The organism is Acidimicrobiia bacterium, assembly GCA_035651955.1.
Lineage (GTDB): Bacteria > Actinomycetota > Acidimicrobiia > IMCC26256 > JAMXLJ01 > JAMXLJ01.
Window position 1 is genome coordinate 1 of record DASRES010000040.1, and the last position, 15,227, is coordinate 15,227.

Annotated in this window: 21 protein-coding genes; 3 read left to right on the forward strand and 18 right to left on the reverse strand. The window is 70.8% G+C overall.

The window, feature by feature from the left end; genetic code table 11:
• The coding region (locus tag VFC33_09030) for a hypothetical protein (GenBank protein HZR13381.1) at nucleotides 1-425 on the forward strand (425 nt) is incomplete at its 5' end.
• Between the two features lie 9 nt (nucleotides 426-434).
• Here the strand turns inward: VFC33_09030 and VFC33_09035 are convergent.
• From VFC33_09035 to arc, 8 genes are all read right to left on the reverse strand, one after another.
• Nucleotides 435-971: a DUF1697 domain-containing protein gene (locus VFC33_09035; GenBank protein HZR13382.1), complete on the reverse strand. Its 537-nt coding sequence runs from the start codon at nucleotides 969-971 to the stop codon at nucleotides 435-437.
• Entirely contained in the window at nucleotides 968-1,651 is a 684-nt protein-coding gene (gene prcA / locus VFC33_09040) for a proteasome subunit alpha (GenBank protein HZR13383.1), read from the reverse strand. Before prcA ends, VFC33_09035 begins: the two co-directional genes overlap by 4 nt.
• Before the next feature lie 2 nt (nucleotides 1,652-1,653).
• Nucleotides 1,654-2,475: a proteasome subunit beta gene (gene prcB / locus VFC33_09045; GenBank protein ID HZR13384.1), complete on the reverse strand. Its 822-nt coding sequence runs from the start codon at nucleotides 2,473-2,475 to the stop codon at nucleotides 1,654-1,656.
• A gap of 100 nt (nucleotides 2,476-2,575) precedes the next feature.
• On the reverse strand, nucleotides 2,576-2,761 hold the full coding sequence (locus VFC33_09050; GenBank protein HZR13385.1) for an endonuclease domain-containing protein: 186 nt from the start codon (nucleotides 2,759-2,761) through the stop codon (nucleotides 2,576-2,578).
• 255 nt (nucleotides 2,762-3,016) lie between these two features.
• A complete protein-coding gene (locus VFC33_09055) occupies nucleotides 3,017-3,211 on the reverse strand; it encodes a ubiquitin-like protein Pup (protein HZR13386.1) in 195 nt (64 codons plus the stop codon).
• Nucleotides 3,212-3,245: 34 nt separating this feature from the next.
• Nucleotides 3,246-4,733, reverse strand: a complete 1,488-nt coding sequence (gene dop / locus VFC33_09060) for a depupylase/deamidase Dop (GenBank protein ID HZR13387.1) — start codon at nucleotides 4,731-4,733, stop codon at nucleotides 3,246-3,248.
• A gap of 141 nt (nucleotides 4,734-4,874) precedes the next feature.
• On the reverse strand, nucleotides 4,875-6,899 hold the full coding sequence (locus VFC33_09065) for a hypothetical protein (protein ID HZR13388.1): 2,025 nt from the start codon (nucleotides 6,897-6,899) through the stop codon (nucleotides 4,875-4,877).
• Nucleotides 6,900-6,936: 37 nt separating this feature from the next.
• Nucleotides 6,937-8,694 carry a proteasome ATPase gene (gene arc, locus VFC33_09070; GenBank protein HZR13389.1) on the reverse strand — a complete coding sequence of 586 codons (1,758 nt, stop codon included), beginning with the start codon at nucleotides 8,692-8,694 and terminating at the stop codon, nucleotides 6,937-6,939.
• Nucleotides 8,695-9,046: 352 nt separating this feature from the next.
• On the opposite strand from arc, the gene VFC33_09075 reads away from it, so the two are divergent.
• Entirely contained in the window at nucleotides 9,047-9,286 is a 240-nt protein-coding gene (locus VFC33_09075) for a ferredoxin (GenBank protein HZR13390.1), read from the forward strand.
• Nucleotides 9,287-9,368: 82 nt separating this feature from the next.
• Here VFC33_09075 and VFC33_09080 read toward each other — a convergent pair whose 3' ends face one another.
• Nucleotides 9,369-9,965: a phosphotransferase gene (locus VFC33_09080; protein ID HZR13391.1), complete on the reverse strand. Its 597-nt coding sequence runs from the start codon at nucleotides 9,963-9,965 to the stop codon at nucleotides 9,369-9,371.
• Here VFC33_09080 and VFC33_09085 point away from each other — a divergent pair.
• Nucleotides 9,848-10,183: a hypothetical protein gene (locus tag VFC33_09085; GenBank protein HZR13392.1), complete on the forward strand. Its 336-nt coding sequence runs from the start codon at nucleotides 9,848-9,850 to the stop codon at nucleotides 10,181-10,183. The genes VFC33_09080 and VFC33_09085 overlap by 118 nt on opposite strands.
• Before the next feature lie 99 nt (nucleotides 10,184-10,282).
• On the opposite strand, the gene VFC33_09090 is transcribed toward VFC33_09085, so the two are convergent.
• Genes VFC33_09090 through VFC33_09130 form a run of 9 tightly spaced genes read right to left on the reverse strand, consistent with a single transcriptional unit; the run spans nucleotide 10,283 to nucleotide 15,152 of the window.
• Nucleotides 10,283-10,603 carry a DUF4499 domain-containing protein gene (locus VFC33_09090; GenBank protein ID HZR13393.1) on the reverse strand — a complete coding sequence of 107 codons (321 nt, stop codon included), beginning with the start codon at nucleotides 10,601-10,603 and terminating at the stop codon, nucleotides 10,283-10,285.
• Nucleotides 10,600-11,211, reverse strand: coding sequence for a nitroreductase family protein (locus VFC33_09095; GenBank protein ID HZR13394.1), 612 nt, complete (start codon nucleotides 11,209-11,211; stop codon nucleotides 10,600-10,602). Before VFC33_09095 ends, VFC33_09090 begins: the two co-directional genes overlap by 4 nt.
• Nucleotides 11,212-11,226: 15 nt before the next feature.
• A complete protein-coding gene (locus tag VFC33_09100) occupies nucleotides 11,227-12,399 on the reverse strand; it encodes a MarP family serine protease (GenBank protein HZR13395.1) in 1,173 nt (390 codons plus the stop codon).
• Nucleotides 12,400-12,423: 24 nt separating this feature from the next.
• Nucleotides 12,424-13,200 carry a tRNA (adenine-N1)-methyltransferase gene (locus tag VFC33_09105; protein HZR13396.1) on the reverse strand — a complete coding sequence of 259 codons (777 nt, stop codon included), beginning with the start codon at nucleotides 13,198-13,200 and terminating at the stop codon, nucleotides 12,424-12,426.
• Nucleotides 13,201-13,204: 4 nt separating this feature from the next.
• On the reverse strand, nucleotides 13,205-14,149 hold the full coding sequence (locus tag VFC33_09110; protein ID HZR13397.1) for a tRNA(Ile)-lysidine synthetase: 945 nt from the start codon (nucleotides 14,147-14,149) through the stop codon (nucleotides 13,205-13,207).
• On the reverse strand, nucleotides 14,146-14,349 hold the full coding sequence (locus VFC33_09115; protein ID HZR13398.1) for a MoaD/ThiS family protein: 204 nt from the start codon (nucleotides 14,347-14,349) through the stop codon (nucleotides 14,146-14,148). Before VFC33_09115 ends, VFC33_09110 begins: the two co-directional genes overlap by 4 nt.
• 43 nt (nucleotides 14,350-14,392) lie before the next feature.
• The gene (locus tag VFC33_09120) at nucleotides 14,393-14,602 is read right to left on the reverse strand and encodes a hypothetical protein (GenBank protein ID HZR13399.1); all 210 of its coding nucleotides are present in this window, start codon (nucleotides 14,600-14,602) and stop codon (nucleotides 14,393-14,395) included.
• A gap of 14 nt (nucleotides 14,603-14,616) precedes the next feature.
• On the reverse strand, nucleotides 14,617-14,841 hold the full coding sequence (locus tag VFC33_09125; protein HZR13400.1) for a hypothetical protein: 225 nt from the start codon (nucleotides 14,839-14,841) through the stop codon (nucleotides 14,617-14,619).
• The gene (locus tag VFC33_09130) at nucleotides 14,838-15,152 is read right to left on the reverse strand and encodes a phage holin family protein (protein ID HZR13401.1); all 315 of its coding nucleotides are present in this window, start codon (nucleotides 15,150-15,152) and stop codon (nucleotides 14,838-14,840) included. The genes VFC33_09125 and VFC33_09130 overlap by 4 nt, the downstream gene beginning before the upstream one ends.
• Between the last annotated feature and the right edge of the window lie 75 nt (nucleotides 15,153-15,227).

The window sequence follows — 15,227 nt, forward strand, 5'->3', positions numbered from 1 at the left end:
GCTACCGCGAGGCGGTCGCGGGCGTGCCCTCGTTCGCGCTGGCCGAGCGGCCCGACGGCGGGCCGTCGATGCTTGACGTCGTCGTGCACGTCCGCGAGACGCTGGAGCTGCTCGCCGCCGCGCTCGACGTCGCGCTCGACACCCACCACGCCCGGCTGCCCGACGTCGCGGCGGGTACGAGCGACGCGGGCGAGCTGGACCCGCGTGAGATCGGGCGCGAGCTCGACGCCCTGGACGACGCCGCGGCCGGCCTGGCTGCGCGTGGCAAGCGCACGTCGACGCTCGCGTGGGAGCGGACGTTCGACGTCGACGGCGTGACGCGTCCGGTGATGTGGATCGTGCAGCACGCGGCCCACGAGGGCGCGCACCATCTGCGCGACCTCGCACGAATCCGCCGCGTGGTCGCGCCGAGCGAGGACGACTGACCGTTCCGGTCAGGCCGTCAGCTCGAGCAGCTTCGCGACGGTGTTCCAGTTGCGCGCCGTCGCGGCGACGCCGAGCCTCTTGTCCGACAACGTCTGCACGAGACGCGACCGGCCGACGCCACCGGGACACCACAGGTACAGCTCGCTCCCGACGAGCCGGAACCGTTCGGGTTCGAGCGCGGCGGCATCGACGTCGTCGAGGCGGCCGCGTGCCGGCGGCCGCGCGAGGAAGCTCACGAGCACCTTCCCGGGCTCCCCGGCGGCCTCCTTCGCGAACGGGTTGCCGTCGACGATCGACGCGAGCTGCGCGTGCGTGCGGACCATGACCGCGACGTCGAGGCCGAGCTCCTCCCGCAAGCCGTCGGTGATGCGCGCCGCGACCTTCGCAGGTGACGCCCGTCCTGCGCCGAAGACCGCGTTGCCGCTCTGGAGCAGCGTCTCGACGTCGGTGAAGCCGAGGCCCGCGAGCAGGTCGCGCAGCGCGGGCATCGGAAGGCGGTTCTTCCGGCCGACGTTCACGCCGCGCAGCAGCGCCGCGCACCTCACGACGCGGCTTCGAGGATCCCTTCGAGCTCCGCGCCCTTGATCCGCCGGAACGCGCGTTGGCCGCGGGCCCGCTCGAGCGCGGCGACCTCGAGCTGGTCGGCCGCGAGGCGCTCCTCGTCGGAGCTCAGGACCTTGGCGCCGAGGCGGATCGCGTCGGGCTCGCTGATGCCGGCCTCGTACTCGTCCCTCAGGGTCTGCGCGATCGTGTCGGCCTGGCCGCCGAGGACGGTGAAGCCCTCCTCGTCCATCACCGTGCCGTCGTACATGATGTGGAACAGCTCGTTGTCGCCGTCCGCTTCCGAGCTGACCTGGGCGACGAGGATCTCCACCTCGTAGGGCTTCATCTCGTGGGTGAAGACCTGGCCGAGCGTCTGCGCGTACGCGTTCGCGAGCGAGTTCGCGGTCACGTCCTCCCGCGAGTACTGGTAGCCCTTCAAGTCGGCGAGGCGCACACCCGCGATCTTGAGCATCTGGAACTCGTTGTAGCGGCCGACGCCCGCGAACGCGATGCGGTCGTAGATCTCGCTGATCTTGAACATCGTGCGCGACGCGTTCTCGGTGATGATGACGATGCCCTCTGCGCACTCGAGCGCGATGAGGCTCCGGCCGCGGGCGATGCCCTTCCGGGCGTAGTCGGCCCGGTCCTTCATCACCTGCTCGGGCGAGACGTAGAAGGGCATGCTCACAGCCCTGCTCCTTCCTCTCGCCCACCGATCTCCTCCTGGGCGCGCTGCGCGACGTCGTCGTCGTCGAGGAGATGGAAGCCGTCGCCGTCGATCACGGCGACGGTCGGGAAGATGCGCCGGACGAGGTCCGGGCCTCCGGTCGCGACGTCCTCGTCAGCCGCCGCGAACAGCGCGCGCAGCGCGAGGGCGACCGTCGCGCCCTGGTCCATCCCGTCGCGCCAGCCTGCCTTGATCCAGTTGCGGGCGTGCACGCTGCCGGACCCGTTGGCCTGGTAGTCGAGCTCCTCGTACTTCCCACCCGTCACGTCGAAGCTGTAGACGCGACCCCGCTGCCGGCGCTCGTCGAAGCCCGCGAAGAGCGGGACGACCGCGAAGCCCTGCATCGCCGCGGGGAGGTTCGCGCGGACGAGCTGCCCGAGCTGGTTCGCCTTGCCCTCGAGGCTGAGCGGCTCGCCCTCGACCTTCTCGTAGTGCTCGAGCTGGGTCTGGAAGAGGCGGACCATCTCGACGGCCGGCCCGGCCGCGCCCGCGATCGCGACGCCGGAGTGGTCGTCGGCGGGAAAGACCTTCTCGATCCGGCGGCTCGCGATCGTGTAGCCCGCGGTCGCGCGCCGGTCGCCGGCCATGACGACACCGCCCTCGAACCGGACGGCGAGGACGGTCGTCGCGTGGGTGATCTCGAAGGGCGCGCCGCCCACGTGATCGATGTCGAGTGACGCGCCCGGGAGCGCGTGCGGGGCGACGCGTCGCAGCAGGTCGGCGAACGAAGGGCCCGGATCGAGTCCGGGCCCGAAGAACGGCAACGACGGTTCGGTCATCGACGAGCGAGCCTACACGGACCCCGCGCGCACCAACTCCCTCACTCGTGACCGCGTCACTACGCGAGCAGCTGTGTCGCGAGCGACGTACGGACGGCATTCAAGCGAGCGAGCCGCAGGTAGGCGATCGCGTTTCGAGGCGCCTGATGTCGTCGCTGAACTGCCCGAGTCCGCCGTTGCAGTTGAAGCAGAGGATCCCTCGAACGAAGCCTGTCGCGTGATCGTGGTCGACGTGTCGTGGGGCCGGTCGACCGCAGATTGCGCACTTGCCGCCCTGCTGCCTGATGAGACGATCGACCTCTTGCGCGCCGTCCCATACCGGCGTGTGAGGTGGTAGTGGCGGGCTCCCCCGTGAAGGCGCTGTCGCGACTCGCGACTACGCGCGTTGTCACACAGCTTGCGGTACGCCGCCAACCCGTCCTTGGTCCGCTTGTTGCGCGGGAACTCCTCGGGTGGCTTCCTCTCGCCGCAATCCGGGCAACGCTTCATGCTCGGAATCGTATGAGCGAGGTGTGACAACACCGGGTCCGGCCCGATTTGTCTACTCCCCTCCCTTTTGTACGTAGTTGCGAACGAACTCCTCTGCGTTTTCCTCGAGCACGGAGTCGATCTCGTCGAGGAGGTCGTCGAGCTCCTCCTTGATCTTCTCGCCCTGCTTGGGCGGGGCCTCCACCTCGGCGGCCTCGGCCTCGCGCTCCTTGGGCGCCGGCTTCTTCTTCTGCTCCCGTTCGGGCATCAGGATCCTCCTCGGCGGCGTCCTGCGCGCCGCCTCACGACGCGAGCCGGGCGACGAGCTCGGCCGGCGTCGTGCACTCCTCGAACAACGCTTCCACGTGGGCCCTGCTTCCGCGCAGCGGCTCCATCATCGGGATCCGCCGCAGCGGGTCGGATCCGACGTCGAGGATCAGGCTGTCCCAGTTGGCCGCGACGATCGCGTCCGCCCAGCGGGCCAGGCATCGGCCCCGGAAGAACGCGCGCGTGCTGCCCGGGGGCTCGGTCATCGCCTCGACGACGTCGTCCTCGTCGACCAGGCGCTCGACCTTCCCGGCCCGCACGAGCTTCTCGTAGAGCGACCGCTCGGGTCGGATGTCGTGGTACTGGAGGTCCAGCAACGACAGCTTCGGATCGTCCCAGCTGATGCCGTCGCGCTCGACGTATGCGCGGAGCAGCTCGAGCTTCGTCACCCAGTCGAGCTGACCCTCGAGCGCCGCCGGGTCGCGCTCGAGCGCGCCGAGCACCGTCTCCCACCGGTCGAGGACCATCCCGCCGACGGTCTCGCCGCCGCACGCCTCGAGGCCGGTCTCGTCCGCGTACTTGCGCGCCAGCCGGAGGAACTCGTACTGGAGCTCGACAGCGGTGCACGTGCCGCCCTCGGCGAGCTCGATCGTGGCGCGACACGTCGGATCGTGCGACACGACGCGGATCGCGGCGACCGGCCCGACGACGGAGAGGTCCTTGTCGACGAAGTCGTCCTCGATGAGCGCGAGGACGATCGCGGTCGTCCCGACCTTCAGGAACGTCGCGACCTCGCAGAGGTTCGCGTCACCCGCGATGACGTGCAGCCGCCGGTACTTCTGCGGATCGGCGTGCGGCTCGTCGCGCGTGTTGACGATCGGGCGCTTGAGCGTCGTCTCGAGGCCCACCTCCTCCTCGAAGAAGTCCGCCCGCTGGCTGATCTGGAAGTCGACGGCGTTGGCGCCGTTCTCCGCGCCTACCTTGCCGGCGCCCGTGAAGATCTGCCGCGTCACGAACCACGGGAGCAGGTGACGCACGAGCGACGCGAACGGCAGCGAGCGGTCCACCAGATAGTTCTCGTGGCACCCGTACGAGTTGCCCTTGCCGTCCGAGTTGTTCTTGTAGACGACGATCTCCTGCCCCGCGGGGAGCAGCCTGCGTGCAGCCTTCATCGAGCGCGACAGGACGCGCTCCCCCGCCTTGTCCGCGCAGACGAGCTCCAGCGCGTCCGCGCACTCCGGCGTCGAGTACTCGGGATGCGCGTGGTCGACGTAGTAACGCGCGCCGTTGGTCAAGACCGTGTTGACGAGGTGGGTCTCGACCTCGGGCGGTGCGGCGCCGTCGCGCGCGAACCCGCGCGCGTCGCGACCGGGCGACTCGTCGTCGAAGTCCCACCCGATCTTGCGGTGCTCGACGTAGCCGTTGATGAGCATCGACGACGCGAGGACCGGGTTCGCGTCCGCGGCACCGCGCAGCGCGACCCCGTACTCGGTCTCGACTCCACAGACCTTCGGCACGGCCACGGGCCGAGCCTACCCGGCGCACTCACGACCACATGACCGCTTGCGCCTCCCGTTGGAAGAGCTACCTCCAATGTAAGGAGCTGTTGGCGGCCACAGCGGCGAGCGTCCGCGGGCCGGGTATCCCGGCCCGCAGCGAGCGCGTCAGACAGGATCGAACACATCGAGCCAGAAACGGTGGCCGTGGTCGTCGATCACGCCTCTCGTCTGCGTCGACGCGTGCGGCTCGGGGCGACCGCGCAGGTCCATCCACCGCCACTCGTCGCCGTCGACGCGGATGGTCCGGTTCCCGGACCGCACCGCGACCGCGCTCCCCCCGGGAGCTGGATGGAAGACGTTGCCGGGACCGGTGCACGCCTGCCCGCCGTCACCGAGCGGGCTGCGGTGCAGCGATCCGTCGCGCCACACGTAGCGCCCTGTGACGATCTGCGCGTCGGCCGGCGGCCCCGGGAGCAACGCGGCGAGCTGCGCGGTCACGACGTCTCCCGCGCTCGCGGACGCGGCCTCGGCGTCGTCGGAGTGCGCGCAGCCGAATCGGTCGTGGTCGTCGGGGACGTTCAAGGAGGTCGGCACACCGACTGCGTTCGTGCTCGAGAAGATGTAGCCGATCATGTCGTCGCCGAGCCCGACGACGAAGCGCCACGGCTGCGACATCTGCGCCATGATCCAGTTCGGCACCGGCGTGGTCCCCGGGATCGCGAGGTCGTCCGGTCCCGAGAAGTCCCGTGCGTAGGTGAACGGGAACACCTCGCCGGGTCCCGTCACGAACTCGCCGTCTCCGATGCGCAACCAGGCGACATCGGTCAGGAACTCGTTCCCGACACCGCCGATCGTCGCGCCGTTCGCGGCGCGGTCGAGCCGCTTCCCGTCGAGGTACGCGTCCTTCCCGTTGATCACGCCGATCGCGCTCCCGAACGCGAACAGCGCGTTGTCGAGGTGCACGAAGAACGACTTCGTCGCGATGGCGACCACACCGGTACGCGAATACGCACCGCGGTCGAGCGCGCGCTCGGCCCACGTCGCGATCCGCTCGCCGCGCGCCTTCGTGGAGAGCAGGTACCCGTACGGCACGCGCGTCGTGTCGGTTCGGTAGATCGTGCGGCAACCACCGTTGCCCTGTGAGCTGTACACACCGACCGGCGTGAGGTCGCGTGCTGTCGGGTACACCTGCGGCATCTCGACGGATCCGACGGATCCGGCGACGGTCATCGCCATGCCGCCGTAGCGCGCCTCGAGCGCGCGGCGCGCGAAGTTGTGCCAGTCCGACGAGAGGTGCAGCCTGTCCTGCGCGTCGGACGAGAAGCCGAGCTCCTCGGCGTGGATGCCGTAGTTGACGAGCGTGACGATCGGCCGGCCGCGCAGGTCGCGCGCCTGCATGACCCCGATCTGCTCGTCCGCGTAGAACGGATACGACGACCAGCACGTCGTCATGTCGTCGGGACGGATCTGCCCGAAGCGCAGCGTCGCCGGCCGCACGCGCGACGCGGCCTGCTCGATGCTCTGCGCGGTGCGCGTGATCAGGTACTCGACGTAGAACGGGTCGGTTCCCGACGTCGTCTCGTCGGGACCGGAGATGCCGATGGTGTCGGGTGCCGACTCGTCGTGCGTGGAGCTGAACACCATGCCGTCGAGCCCGCGCACGCCGTCCGCCGCGACCTTCGCGCGCACCCGGTCCCAGATCTCCTTGAACACGCCCTCGTTGTCGACGCTCGTCAACGCGACGGTCTTCCCGCGGGAGGACACGACGACCGTGCGGGCCCAGATCGGGTCGAGCACCGCGGTCGGCTGGCGGTCGCAGCAGTCGCCGCCGCCGAGGTAGATGCCGTCCCACCGCCCGTCCGGCGGTGCGACAGTGCCGTCCGCACGTGGCGTCGGGCAGTCGAGGAACGGCTCACCGACGTCGTAGTGACCGTTGCCGTTCGTGTCGGTGTACGGCTCCTCGAGCGACAGCAGGTGCGGCCCGTGGAACGCGGACGCGCCCGCGCACGCAGCGGGGTTCGGCACCCCGGACGACGCGAGCGGGGGTGTGACGTCCACCGCAGCGGCACCGGCGCGGACCACTGCCGCACCGTGCGCGCCGCGGTCGTGCACGTCGTCGGCGGATGCCGGCAATGCACCCGCCACCAACGCGACGGCGACGACCACGATCAACGCAACGCGCTTCGCCATACCCGCGGACGTTACGGCCGCGTCGCGGAACGCGCTACTACAGGTACTGCCCGGTGGTGACGCGCTCGATCTGGCGGCCGCCGGCCTCGGTGTCGCCCTCGGACATCAGCGTGCGGACGTAGACGATCCGCTCGCCCTTCTTGCCCGAGATCTTCGCCCAGTCGTCGGGGTTGGTCGTGTTCGGCAGGTCCTCGTGCTCGCGGAACTCCTGCTTGATGGAGTCGAGCAGGTCCTGCGTGCAGATCCCCTTCGCGCCGCCGTTGATCTGGCGCTTGATCGACAGCTTCTTCGCGCGCCGCACGATGTTCTCGATCATGGCGCCCGACGAGAAGTCCTTGAAGAACAGGACCTCCTTGTCACCGTTCTGGTACGTGACCTCGAGGAACCGGTTGTCGTCGTCGGTGGAGTACATGAGCGCGACCGCGTCGTCGATCATCTTCGCAACGGCCTTCTCGCTCTTGCCGCCGGCGCGCTTCACCTCGTCGGGCGCGATCGGCAACGACGCGACGAGGTACCGGGCGAAGATCTGCTTCGCGCTCGCGTCGTCCGGACGCTCGATCTTGATCTTCACGTCGAGCCGGCCGGGACGCAGGATCGCGGGGTCGATGAGGTCCTCGCGGTTCGACGCGCCGATCACGATCACGTTCTTCAGGCTCTCGACGCCGTCGATCTCGGCGAGGAGCTGCGGGACGATCGTGCTCTCGATGTCCGACGAGATGCCGGTGCCGCGCGTGCGGAACAGCGAGTCCATCTCGTCGAAGAACACGATGACGGGCACGCCTTCCTCGGACTTCTCGCGCGCGCGCTGGAAGATCAGGCGGATCTGGCGCTCCGTCTCGCCGACGTACTTGTTCAGGAGCTCCGGCCCCTTGATGTTCAAGAAGTACGAGCGCGTCCTCGCGTTGCCGGTCTTCTCCGCGACGCGCTTTGCGAGCGAGTTCGCGACCGCCTTCGCGATCAGCGTCTTGCCGCAGCCGGGCGGGCCGTACAGCAGGATGCCCTTGGGCGGTTGCAGGTCGTGCTCGGAGAACAGGTCCGCGTAGAGGTACGGGAGCTCGACCGCGTCCTGGATCTGGTCGATCTGGTCGTCGAGACCGCCGACGTCGTCGTAGGTGACGTCCGGGACCTCCTCGAGGATGAGCTCCTCGACCTCGGGACGCGGGAGTCGCTCGACGAGCAAACCGGAGCGCGTCTCCATCAGCAGGTGGTCGCCTGCGCGCAGCCGGTGCCCGATGAGCGGGTCGGCCAGCTCGCAGACACGCTCCTCGTCGGCGCGCCCGACGACGAGCGCACGCGCCCCGTCGCCGAGGAGCTCCTTGAACGTCACGACCTCGCCGGCGAGCTCGGGGCCCCGGGCGAGCACCACGTTGAGCGACTCGTTCAGCACGACCTCCTGGCCGCGCTGCAGCTCGGTGACGTCGAGCTCGGGGTGGACCGCGACGCGCATCTTGCGGCCCGCGGTGAAGATGTCGACGGTGCCGTCGTCGTTCAGCGCGAGGAACGTGCCGTACGCGGACGGCGGCATCGTGAGCTTCTCGACCTCCTCGCGCAGCGCGGCGATGTGCTCGCGCGCCTCGCGCAGGGTCGCGGACAGCTTCTCGTTCTGCGAGACCGCCTGGGCGAGCTGGCCCTTGGTCTCGAGCAGCCGCTCCTCGAGGGTCCGGACGCGCTTGGGCGCGTCCTGGAGGCGGCGGCGCAGGACCACGACCTCTTCCTCCAGCGTCTTGATCTGCGCCTGGAGGTCGTCGACCTGACGCTCGTACTCGTCGAGGCGTCGCTCGTGCTCCGAAGCCACGATGACCACCTCCTCCCCTCTGCCCGGGACGGGGGGTCGCCCGGACGCCGTTCCCGCGCACCTTACCCACCCTCTCGGCGAGCCGGTGCGCATTTACCCCATGGCTGCTTGATAAATTGACGGTACGCGAGTGGCGCCCCTAGCCTGCCGGGAACACCCGTCACGCGTGCGGCGTCGCCCGCCTCCGGCGATCGATCTGCCGGAGACCCATCGGTACGGCTCGACCGGCGACGCCCTTCGAGCGATCCGTTGCCACGATTCGGTTCGAGAACGGGCCCGGCCTGCCGATCGGACGGGTCGGAACCGGTTCGTCATGACAGTGTCGGCATCTGCCACCGAGAAGTGAGGGCAAATGAAGGTCTGGATCGACCAGGACCTCTGCACCGGCGACGGCCTGTGCGAGGAGATCGCGCCGGACGTGTTCACACTCCTCGACGACGGCCTCGCCTACGTCAAGGAAGGCGACAAGGTCATGAACGACCCGGGCGGCTCGGAGGGGATGGCGAACGTGCCGGGCGGCATGGAGGAAGCGGTCATCGAGGCGGCCGAGGAGTGCCCGGGCGAGTGCATCTTCATCGAGACGGAGTCCTGATCGTCCCGAACGCCTGATTGCTCCCAGCGGCCCGGCTCCGGCCGGGCCGTTTCGCGCGCTGTGTCGCGTCGCGCCGCGTCGCTCAGATCGCGCCGGCGAGCTGATCGGCGCGCGCACGGAGCGCGTCCAGCAGCCGCCCCCGTTCACGCGGTGCCGCGCGTTGCACGCGGAGGACGGAGTTGCCGTTCAGGCAGCTGGTCATCCAGAGCCGCGCGGCCAGCACCTCGCGATCGACGTCGCCGTCGTAGCCGCGCAGGACGGCTTCAGCGAGCGCGGCGTCGTGCTCGAGGGTTCCAATCGGACCACGGCGTGACCACCACTTGATCGCCCGCGCGAGCTCTTCGTGCGGGTCGCCGGCGCCGATCTGGTCGAAGTCGACGATGCCGGTGACGTGATCGGCCACCCAGAGCACGTTCGGGAAGTTGAGATCACCGTGCACGACGACGGGCTCGGCGCGCCGTTCACGACACGAGCCACTGCTTCTCGCGCCATCGACAGGAAGTCGCGACCGGCGACGTCGCGCAGCTCGGCGATGCTTCGCTCGGCGCCGGCGACGAGGCCGTGCACCGGCAGCTGGTCGTCGACCGGCAGGCGCAGAGCGTGCATCCGCTGCAGCAGTGCACCCATCGCCGTCGCGTGTGGGACGTCGGAGGCCGCCGCGGGATCCCCGCGCAGCCACGTGAAGAGGACGACGACGCAACCGTCGACCACCCGCGGACCGGCCTCACGTCGCATGAACGGGACACCCGCGCCGGCCATGGCGTCGACGGCGTCGAGCTGCGCGGCGACGACGGACGGCGTGTGCCGGCGGGCTCCTCCCAGCGGATCGCACGGCCGACCCGGACGGCGCGCAGGCTGAAGCGCTGCGACGAGCTCCGTTCCTCCACCAACCAGTGAGGATCGCCGTGCCAGCCCGCGTCGAGCCGACGGACCACTGCGAGATCTTCGCGACCGAGCGGCGGCGAGCGCATCCGTAGCGTCGAGCACGTGCCGGGGTCAGCCGGCGAGCGCTTGCAACGACGGGAAGCCGACGGCGAGCGTCCGCAGCGCCAGCGCTGCCGCCGACCCGGGCCGCACCCCGCGGCGACGGGCGACCACGACCGTCGCGACCGCCTCCCCGACATGCAGCGCCACCGCGGCGGCGAACCCCGCACGGAGGACGGTCGAGCCGACGCGCCCCTTGGTCGCGCGCGCGATCGCAGCCCGCGCGGACGGCGACGCGACGATCACGCCGTAGCTCACCATGCCGCCCAGGTTGGTGACGTACCAGCCCGGTGCCATGGGCCGGCCCCGCCCGTCGTTCGCGTCCTGCGTCACCGACGGCCCCACGTCCCGCGGTGCACGACCGCGTCGAGCGGCTTGCGGCCGCGGCGCAACGACGGTGACGGCGGGTCGTCGCGCGCGGGGACGCCGAGCGCGACCGCGCCGATCGGCGTGTACTCGTCCGGAACCGCGAACGCCTCGCGGAACGCGGCCAGGTGGTCGGGGAAGATGCCGAAGAACAACGCGCCCAGTCCGGTGTCGACGGCCGTGAGGAGCATCAGCATCGTCGCGAACCCCGTGTCGACATGCCAGTACGGCACCGGCCAGAACGACGCGCGGCGGTCGGTCACGCCCTTGTCGGGCTCCGCATAGCGGTCGAGGTACGCCTGCTCGCTCGACAGCGGTACGACGATCACGGGCGCGTCGAACAGGCGCGGGTACCGGAAGGTCGCGCGCCGCGCGCGGTCGGGGAACGTCGCGTCCCAGAAGCGTGCGGTCTCGTCGGCACCCTCGAGCACGAGGAACGCGAAGCCCTGCGTGAACCCAGCCGACGGCGCGTGCAGCGCGTTGGCCAGGACGCGGTCGAGCGCCTCACGCGGGACCGGTTCGGACTCGAAGCTGCGCACCATGCGCCGCCGCCGGACGACGTCCTGGAACTCCATCCGTCCGCCGCCCCGTCACCCGCTCACACACGGACCGGTGCCGACCGCGAACGAGCCGGCGGTGTCGAGCACCGGACGCAGCTCGTTCGTGCTCAGCGCGTAGCCGATCGGCGCGCCGCCCCGGTCGGTCGCGAACGCGATCCCCGCGACGCGCCCGCGCTGGTCGATGAGCGGACCACCCGAGTCGCCGGGGCGGACGTCCGCCGCGAGCACGATGACCTGACGGCGCGTGTTCTGGTTGCCGTAGATGTCGGTTCCCGTCGCGTCGATCTGCTGCGCGACGCGTGCGGGCGACTCGCGCAACGTCCCGCCCTGCGGATGGCCGAACACCGCGTCGACGTCGCCGTCCTGCACGTGTGACGTCAACGGGAGCGCGGGCAGCCCGAGCGGCACCTGGCTGTGCAGGACGGCGAGGTCGCGCGCGGGGTCGAACGCGACGACCGTCACCGGAAGGTCGCGGCCGTCGGTGGTCTGGACGCGCGTGGCGCGCTCCCCCGCGACCACGTGCGCGTTCGTCACGAGGAGGTCGGGACCGACGACGAACCCGCTGCCGTCGGTGATCTCACGACACGCCCGGCCCTCGACCTTCACGACGGAGTCGTCGACACGTGTCGAGATCGCGGTCGGCAGCGACTGCGTCGGGACGGAGCCTGCGTCGGGCGGGCTCGTCAGACGGCCCAACGCGTCGGGGAACGCGTCGCCGCTGACGCGCCGCGCCAGTTGCTCCACCGATTTCGGTGGTGAGGGCGCGAGGTCGTCGATCGCGCGGACGATCACGGAGTCACGCGCCTCTCGCGCGGACCAGCCGGGCGTGAGCGCGAGCGCGGGGATGAGGAGCCACACCGCGACGAGGACGCCGAGGCAGCCGACGACGGCACCCGCGACGCGGTCGATGGTCCGCATGCCGGGGCCGAACGTCAGCGAGGCGTGCAGCATCGAGCCGATCGCGAGGCCGAGTGCCCACCCGAGGATCGCGAGGCCGAACAGGAACGCGAGCGCGGCGAACAGTCGCGTGCGCGGGTCGCCGCCGTTCATGGTGTGCACGAGGTCGGTCGCGAGCCGCGCCGCGATCGCGATCCCCGCCGCGAACCCGGCCCAGGACAGGACACGGGCGAGGAAGCCGAGCTGGTACCCGCCGACGGCCGCGGCGATGATCCCGACGAAGATCGCGAGATCGAGGACGTTCATCGTGCGCGCCCTGCCGTCACGCCACTACGGCTCGAGGAGACGGCCGTGGGTCAGGAAGCCCGTGTGCCCGACCATGCGGTGGTCCGGACGCACCGACTGGCCGTCGACGTGCCACGGCCGCTGCAGCACCTCGACCGTCTCGACCATGCCGAACGCGGACGTCGCGAGCTCCTCGCGCAGGCGCATGACCTGACCGATCGTCGGCAGGTACGCGAGCAGGATCCCTCCCGGACGCAGCGCGGCCTGCGCGTGCTTCACGACGCGCCAGGGCTCGGGCAGGTCGAGCAGGATGCGGTCGAGATCGCTCGCGTCGATCCCCTCGTAGGTGTCGCGCACCTCGACGGTGAGCGGTTGGCCCGCGCCGAGGAATCCCTCGACGTTGCGCACCGCGCGGTCGGCGAACTCCGGGCGCACCTCGTAGCCGAGCACGTGACCTTCGGCGCCGACCGCGCGCAGCAGCGTCGTGGTGAGCGCGCCCGATCCGACGCCCGACTCGAGGACGCGCGCACCCGGGAAGACGTCTGCGAGCATCAGGATGGGCCCGAGATCCTTCGGATAGATGACCTGCGCGCCGCGGGGCATCTTCAGCACGTACTCGGCGAGCGTCGGCCGCACGGCGACGAGCCGCGCGCCCATCGACGTGCGGACGGTCACGCCCTCGTCGCGACCGATGAGGTCCGCGTGCTGGACGACGCCGTTGTGACTGTGGAACGCGCCCCCCTCGCTCAACGTGACGAGATGACGGCGGCGCTTCGAGTCGACGAGCAGCACGCGGTCGCCGGCCGCGAACGGGCGTGCCACGGCGTCAGCGCTTCCGCCGGATCACGGCCGCGAGCATCTGCTCGTCCCCGACCGTCGCCCGCTCGCGCAGGCTGCAGAACGCGCACACCTCGCCGGTCGTCGGCGCGCCGCACGACCGGCACGCGCGGAGCTCGGCGCGCTCCTCTCGGGCGCTGTCCTCGAACCGGGGGTGCGCGCGCTCGAAGAAGCCGAACAGGAACGCGGCCTTCGAGCCGGGTGAGCGGTCCTCGAGCGCGTTGAGGAGCTCCTTGTACCCGAGGTGGCGGTTGCCCGCCGCCATGGGGCACTCCTCGACGATGTAGTCGATCCCGGTCAGCACGCAGTACGCGGCCGTCTCGCGTTCACCGAGGCGGACGAGCGGCTTGACCTTGCGGACGAAGCCGTCCGACGCGGCGAGGACCGGGTACTGCCGACCGAGATAGCCCTCTTCCCATCGCAACACGTTCCCGAGGAGGACGGCGGCCTCGTCGTCGAGGTTGTGACCGGTCGCGACGACGTCGTACCCGAGGTCGAGCGCGACCTGGTTGAACAGGTGCCGCTTGGACAGGCCGCACGCGCCGCACGGTGCGCGTCGTGTCGCGTACGCCGCGCCCGGCACGTCGTAGCCGTAGTCGCCCGCGAGGTCGATCTCGTGCAGCTCGAGCGCCCGCGACGCGGCGAAGGCGCGCGCGTATCGACCCGACTCGTCGGAGTAGTCGCCGATGCCGAGCCCGAGGTACAGGCCGTCGGCGTCGTAGCCGAGCTCGCGCAGCAGGTCCCACGCCGCGAGCGAGTCCTTCCCGCCCGACACCGCGACGAGGACGCGCTCGCCCGGTCGGATCATGTCGTGCTCCGCGATCGCGCGCTTCACCTGCTCGCGCGTGTGGTGGAGGAAGCAGTCGCGGCAGAACGCCGCGTTGTGGCGGCGGACGTCGACGACCGCCGGGGCACGGCACCGGCGGCACTTCACGACCCGGCGCCTCCGGAGATGACGGGCCGGATCTCGACGACGTCGTCGTCGGCGAGACGCGCGTCGCGCGTGACGAGCGTGTCCCCGCAGATCACGAGGACCGACTCGGGATTCAGCTCGAGCCGGCCCAGGAGCGCGGCGACGGTCGTCGGTCCCTCGACGTCGACCTCGCGGCGCGGGTTGCGCAGGAGCACCTTCATCGCGGCCACAGGGTACCGGCCGCGATGCAGCGTCAACGCTCGCTCAACGCTCCTCGGGCGGGATCGCGCGGATCTGGATGCGGTCGCCGGGCGACAGCTCACCGGTGAACACGACCTCGGGGGTGCGCGCGGCGAGGCGGCCCGCGAGCCGCAGGCTCGCCGCGACGACGCCGACGATCAGCCAGCGGCGGGAGCCGCCGAGCAGCCCGCGGCGGAGCCCGAGACGGGCGAGCGTTCGGAGGAGGTTGGCCATGGCACGGCGGCGCGTCAGACGCGCCGGATCTCGACGATCGTCTGGCGCTTCTTCCCCCGGCGCCGGCCGAGCAGGAACGCGCCGACGACCAGCGCGCCGACCGCGACCACGGCGACGATCGTCCCGATGTTGCGGGCCTGGTCGACACCTTCGTCGACGCCGCCGCGCAGCTCCTCGAGCTTCGCCTCGATGTCGTCGCGCGTGACGTGCTTCGGCGGGGAGTACGACGACGTCATCACGTCCGCGCCCTCCTGCGACCCCGGGCGAGCCAGGTGAGCCCCGCGCCGACGAGCAACGTGGACGTCACGATCAGGTACGGCAGCCACGACCAGTTCCCCGTGAACGTGTCGCCGGTCTCGGTCTGCAACGCCCGCAGGCCGCTCATCGACAGGAACACGACGCCCACGCCGAGCAGGAGCGCGCCCGCGGTGCCGAACGCGACGTAGCGCCCGAGCTGCTTGAGCGGGGTGACGGTCTCCTGCTTGAAGTACGCGACGACGAGCTCGTACAGCTCGGTCGCGACCTCGGGCAACGGTCGGGTGTCGGGCATCGGCGGGAGTCTCGTCTCGGCCTGCTGGGGCACGCAAGCTTCTGCCCGGCTCGCCGACGCCGTATTCGAGCCTTC

What these genes read in the sequence shown, in the direction of transcription:
- prcA (HZR13383.1), bottom strand. Translation starts at nt 1,651, where the DNA reads ATGCCCTTCTACGTCTCGCCCGAGCAGGTGATGAAGGACCGGGCCGAC.
- VFC33_09075 (HZR13390.1), top strand. Translation starts at nt 9,047, where the DNA reads ATGAAGGTCTGGATCGACCAGGACCTCTGCACCGGCGACGGCCTGTGC.
- prcB (HZR13384.1), bottom strand. Translation starts at nt 2,475, where the DNA reads ATGACCGAACCGTCGTTGCCGTTCTTCGGGCCCGGACTCGATCCGGGC.
- VFC33_09065 (HZR13388.1), bottom strand. Translation starts at nt 6,899, where the DNA reads ATGGCGAAGCGCGTTGCGTTGATCGTGGTCGTCGCCGTCGCGTTGGTG.
- VFC33_09120 (HZR13399.1), bottom strand. Translation starts at nt 14,602, where the DNA reads ATGGCCAACCTCCTCCGAACGCTCGCCCGTCTCGGGCTCCGCCGCGGG.
- VFC33_09115 (HZR13398.1), bottom strand. Translation starts at nt 14,349, where the DNA reads ATGAAGGTGCTCCTGCGCAACCCGCGCCGCGAGGTCGACGTCGAGGGA.
- VFC33_09130 (HZR13401.1), bottom strand. Translation starts at nt 15,152, where the DNA reads ATGCCCGACACCCGACCGTTGCCCGAGGTCGCGACCGAGCTGTACGAG.
- VFC33_09055 (HZR13386.1), bottom strand. Translation starts at nt 3,211, where the DNA reads ATGCCCGAACGGGAGCAGAAGAAGAAGCCGGCGCCCAAGGAGCGCGAG.
- VFC33_09100 (HZR13395.1), bottom strand. Translation starts at nt 12,399, where the DNA reads ATGAACGTCCTCGATCTCGCGATCTTCGTCGGGATCATCGCCGCGGCC.
- VFC33_09095 (HZR13394.1), bottom strand. Translation starts at nt 11,211, where the DNA reads ATGGAGTTCCAGGACGTCGTCCGGCGGCGGCGCATGGTGCGCAGCTTC.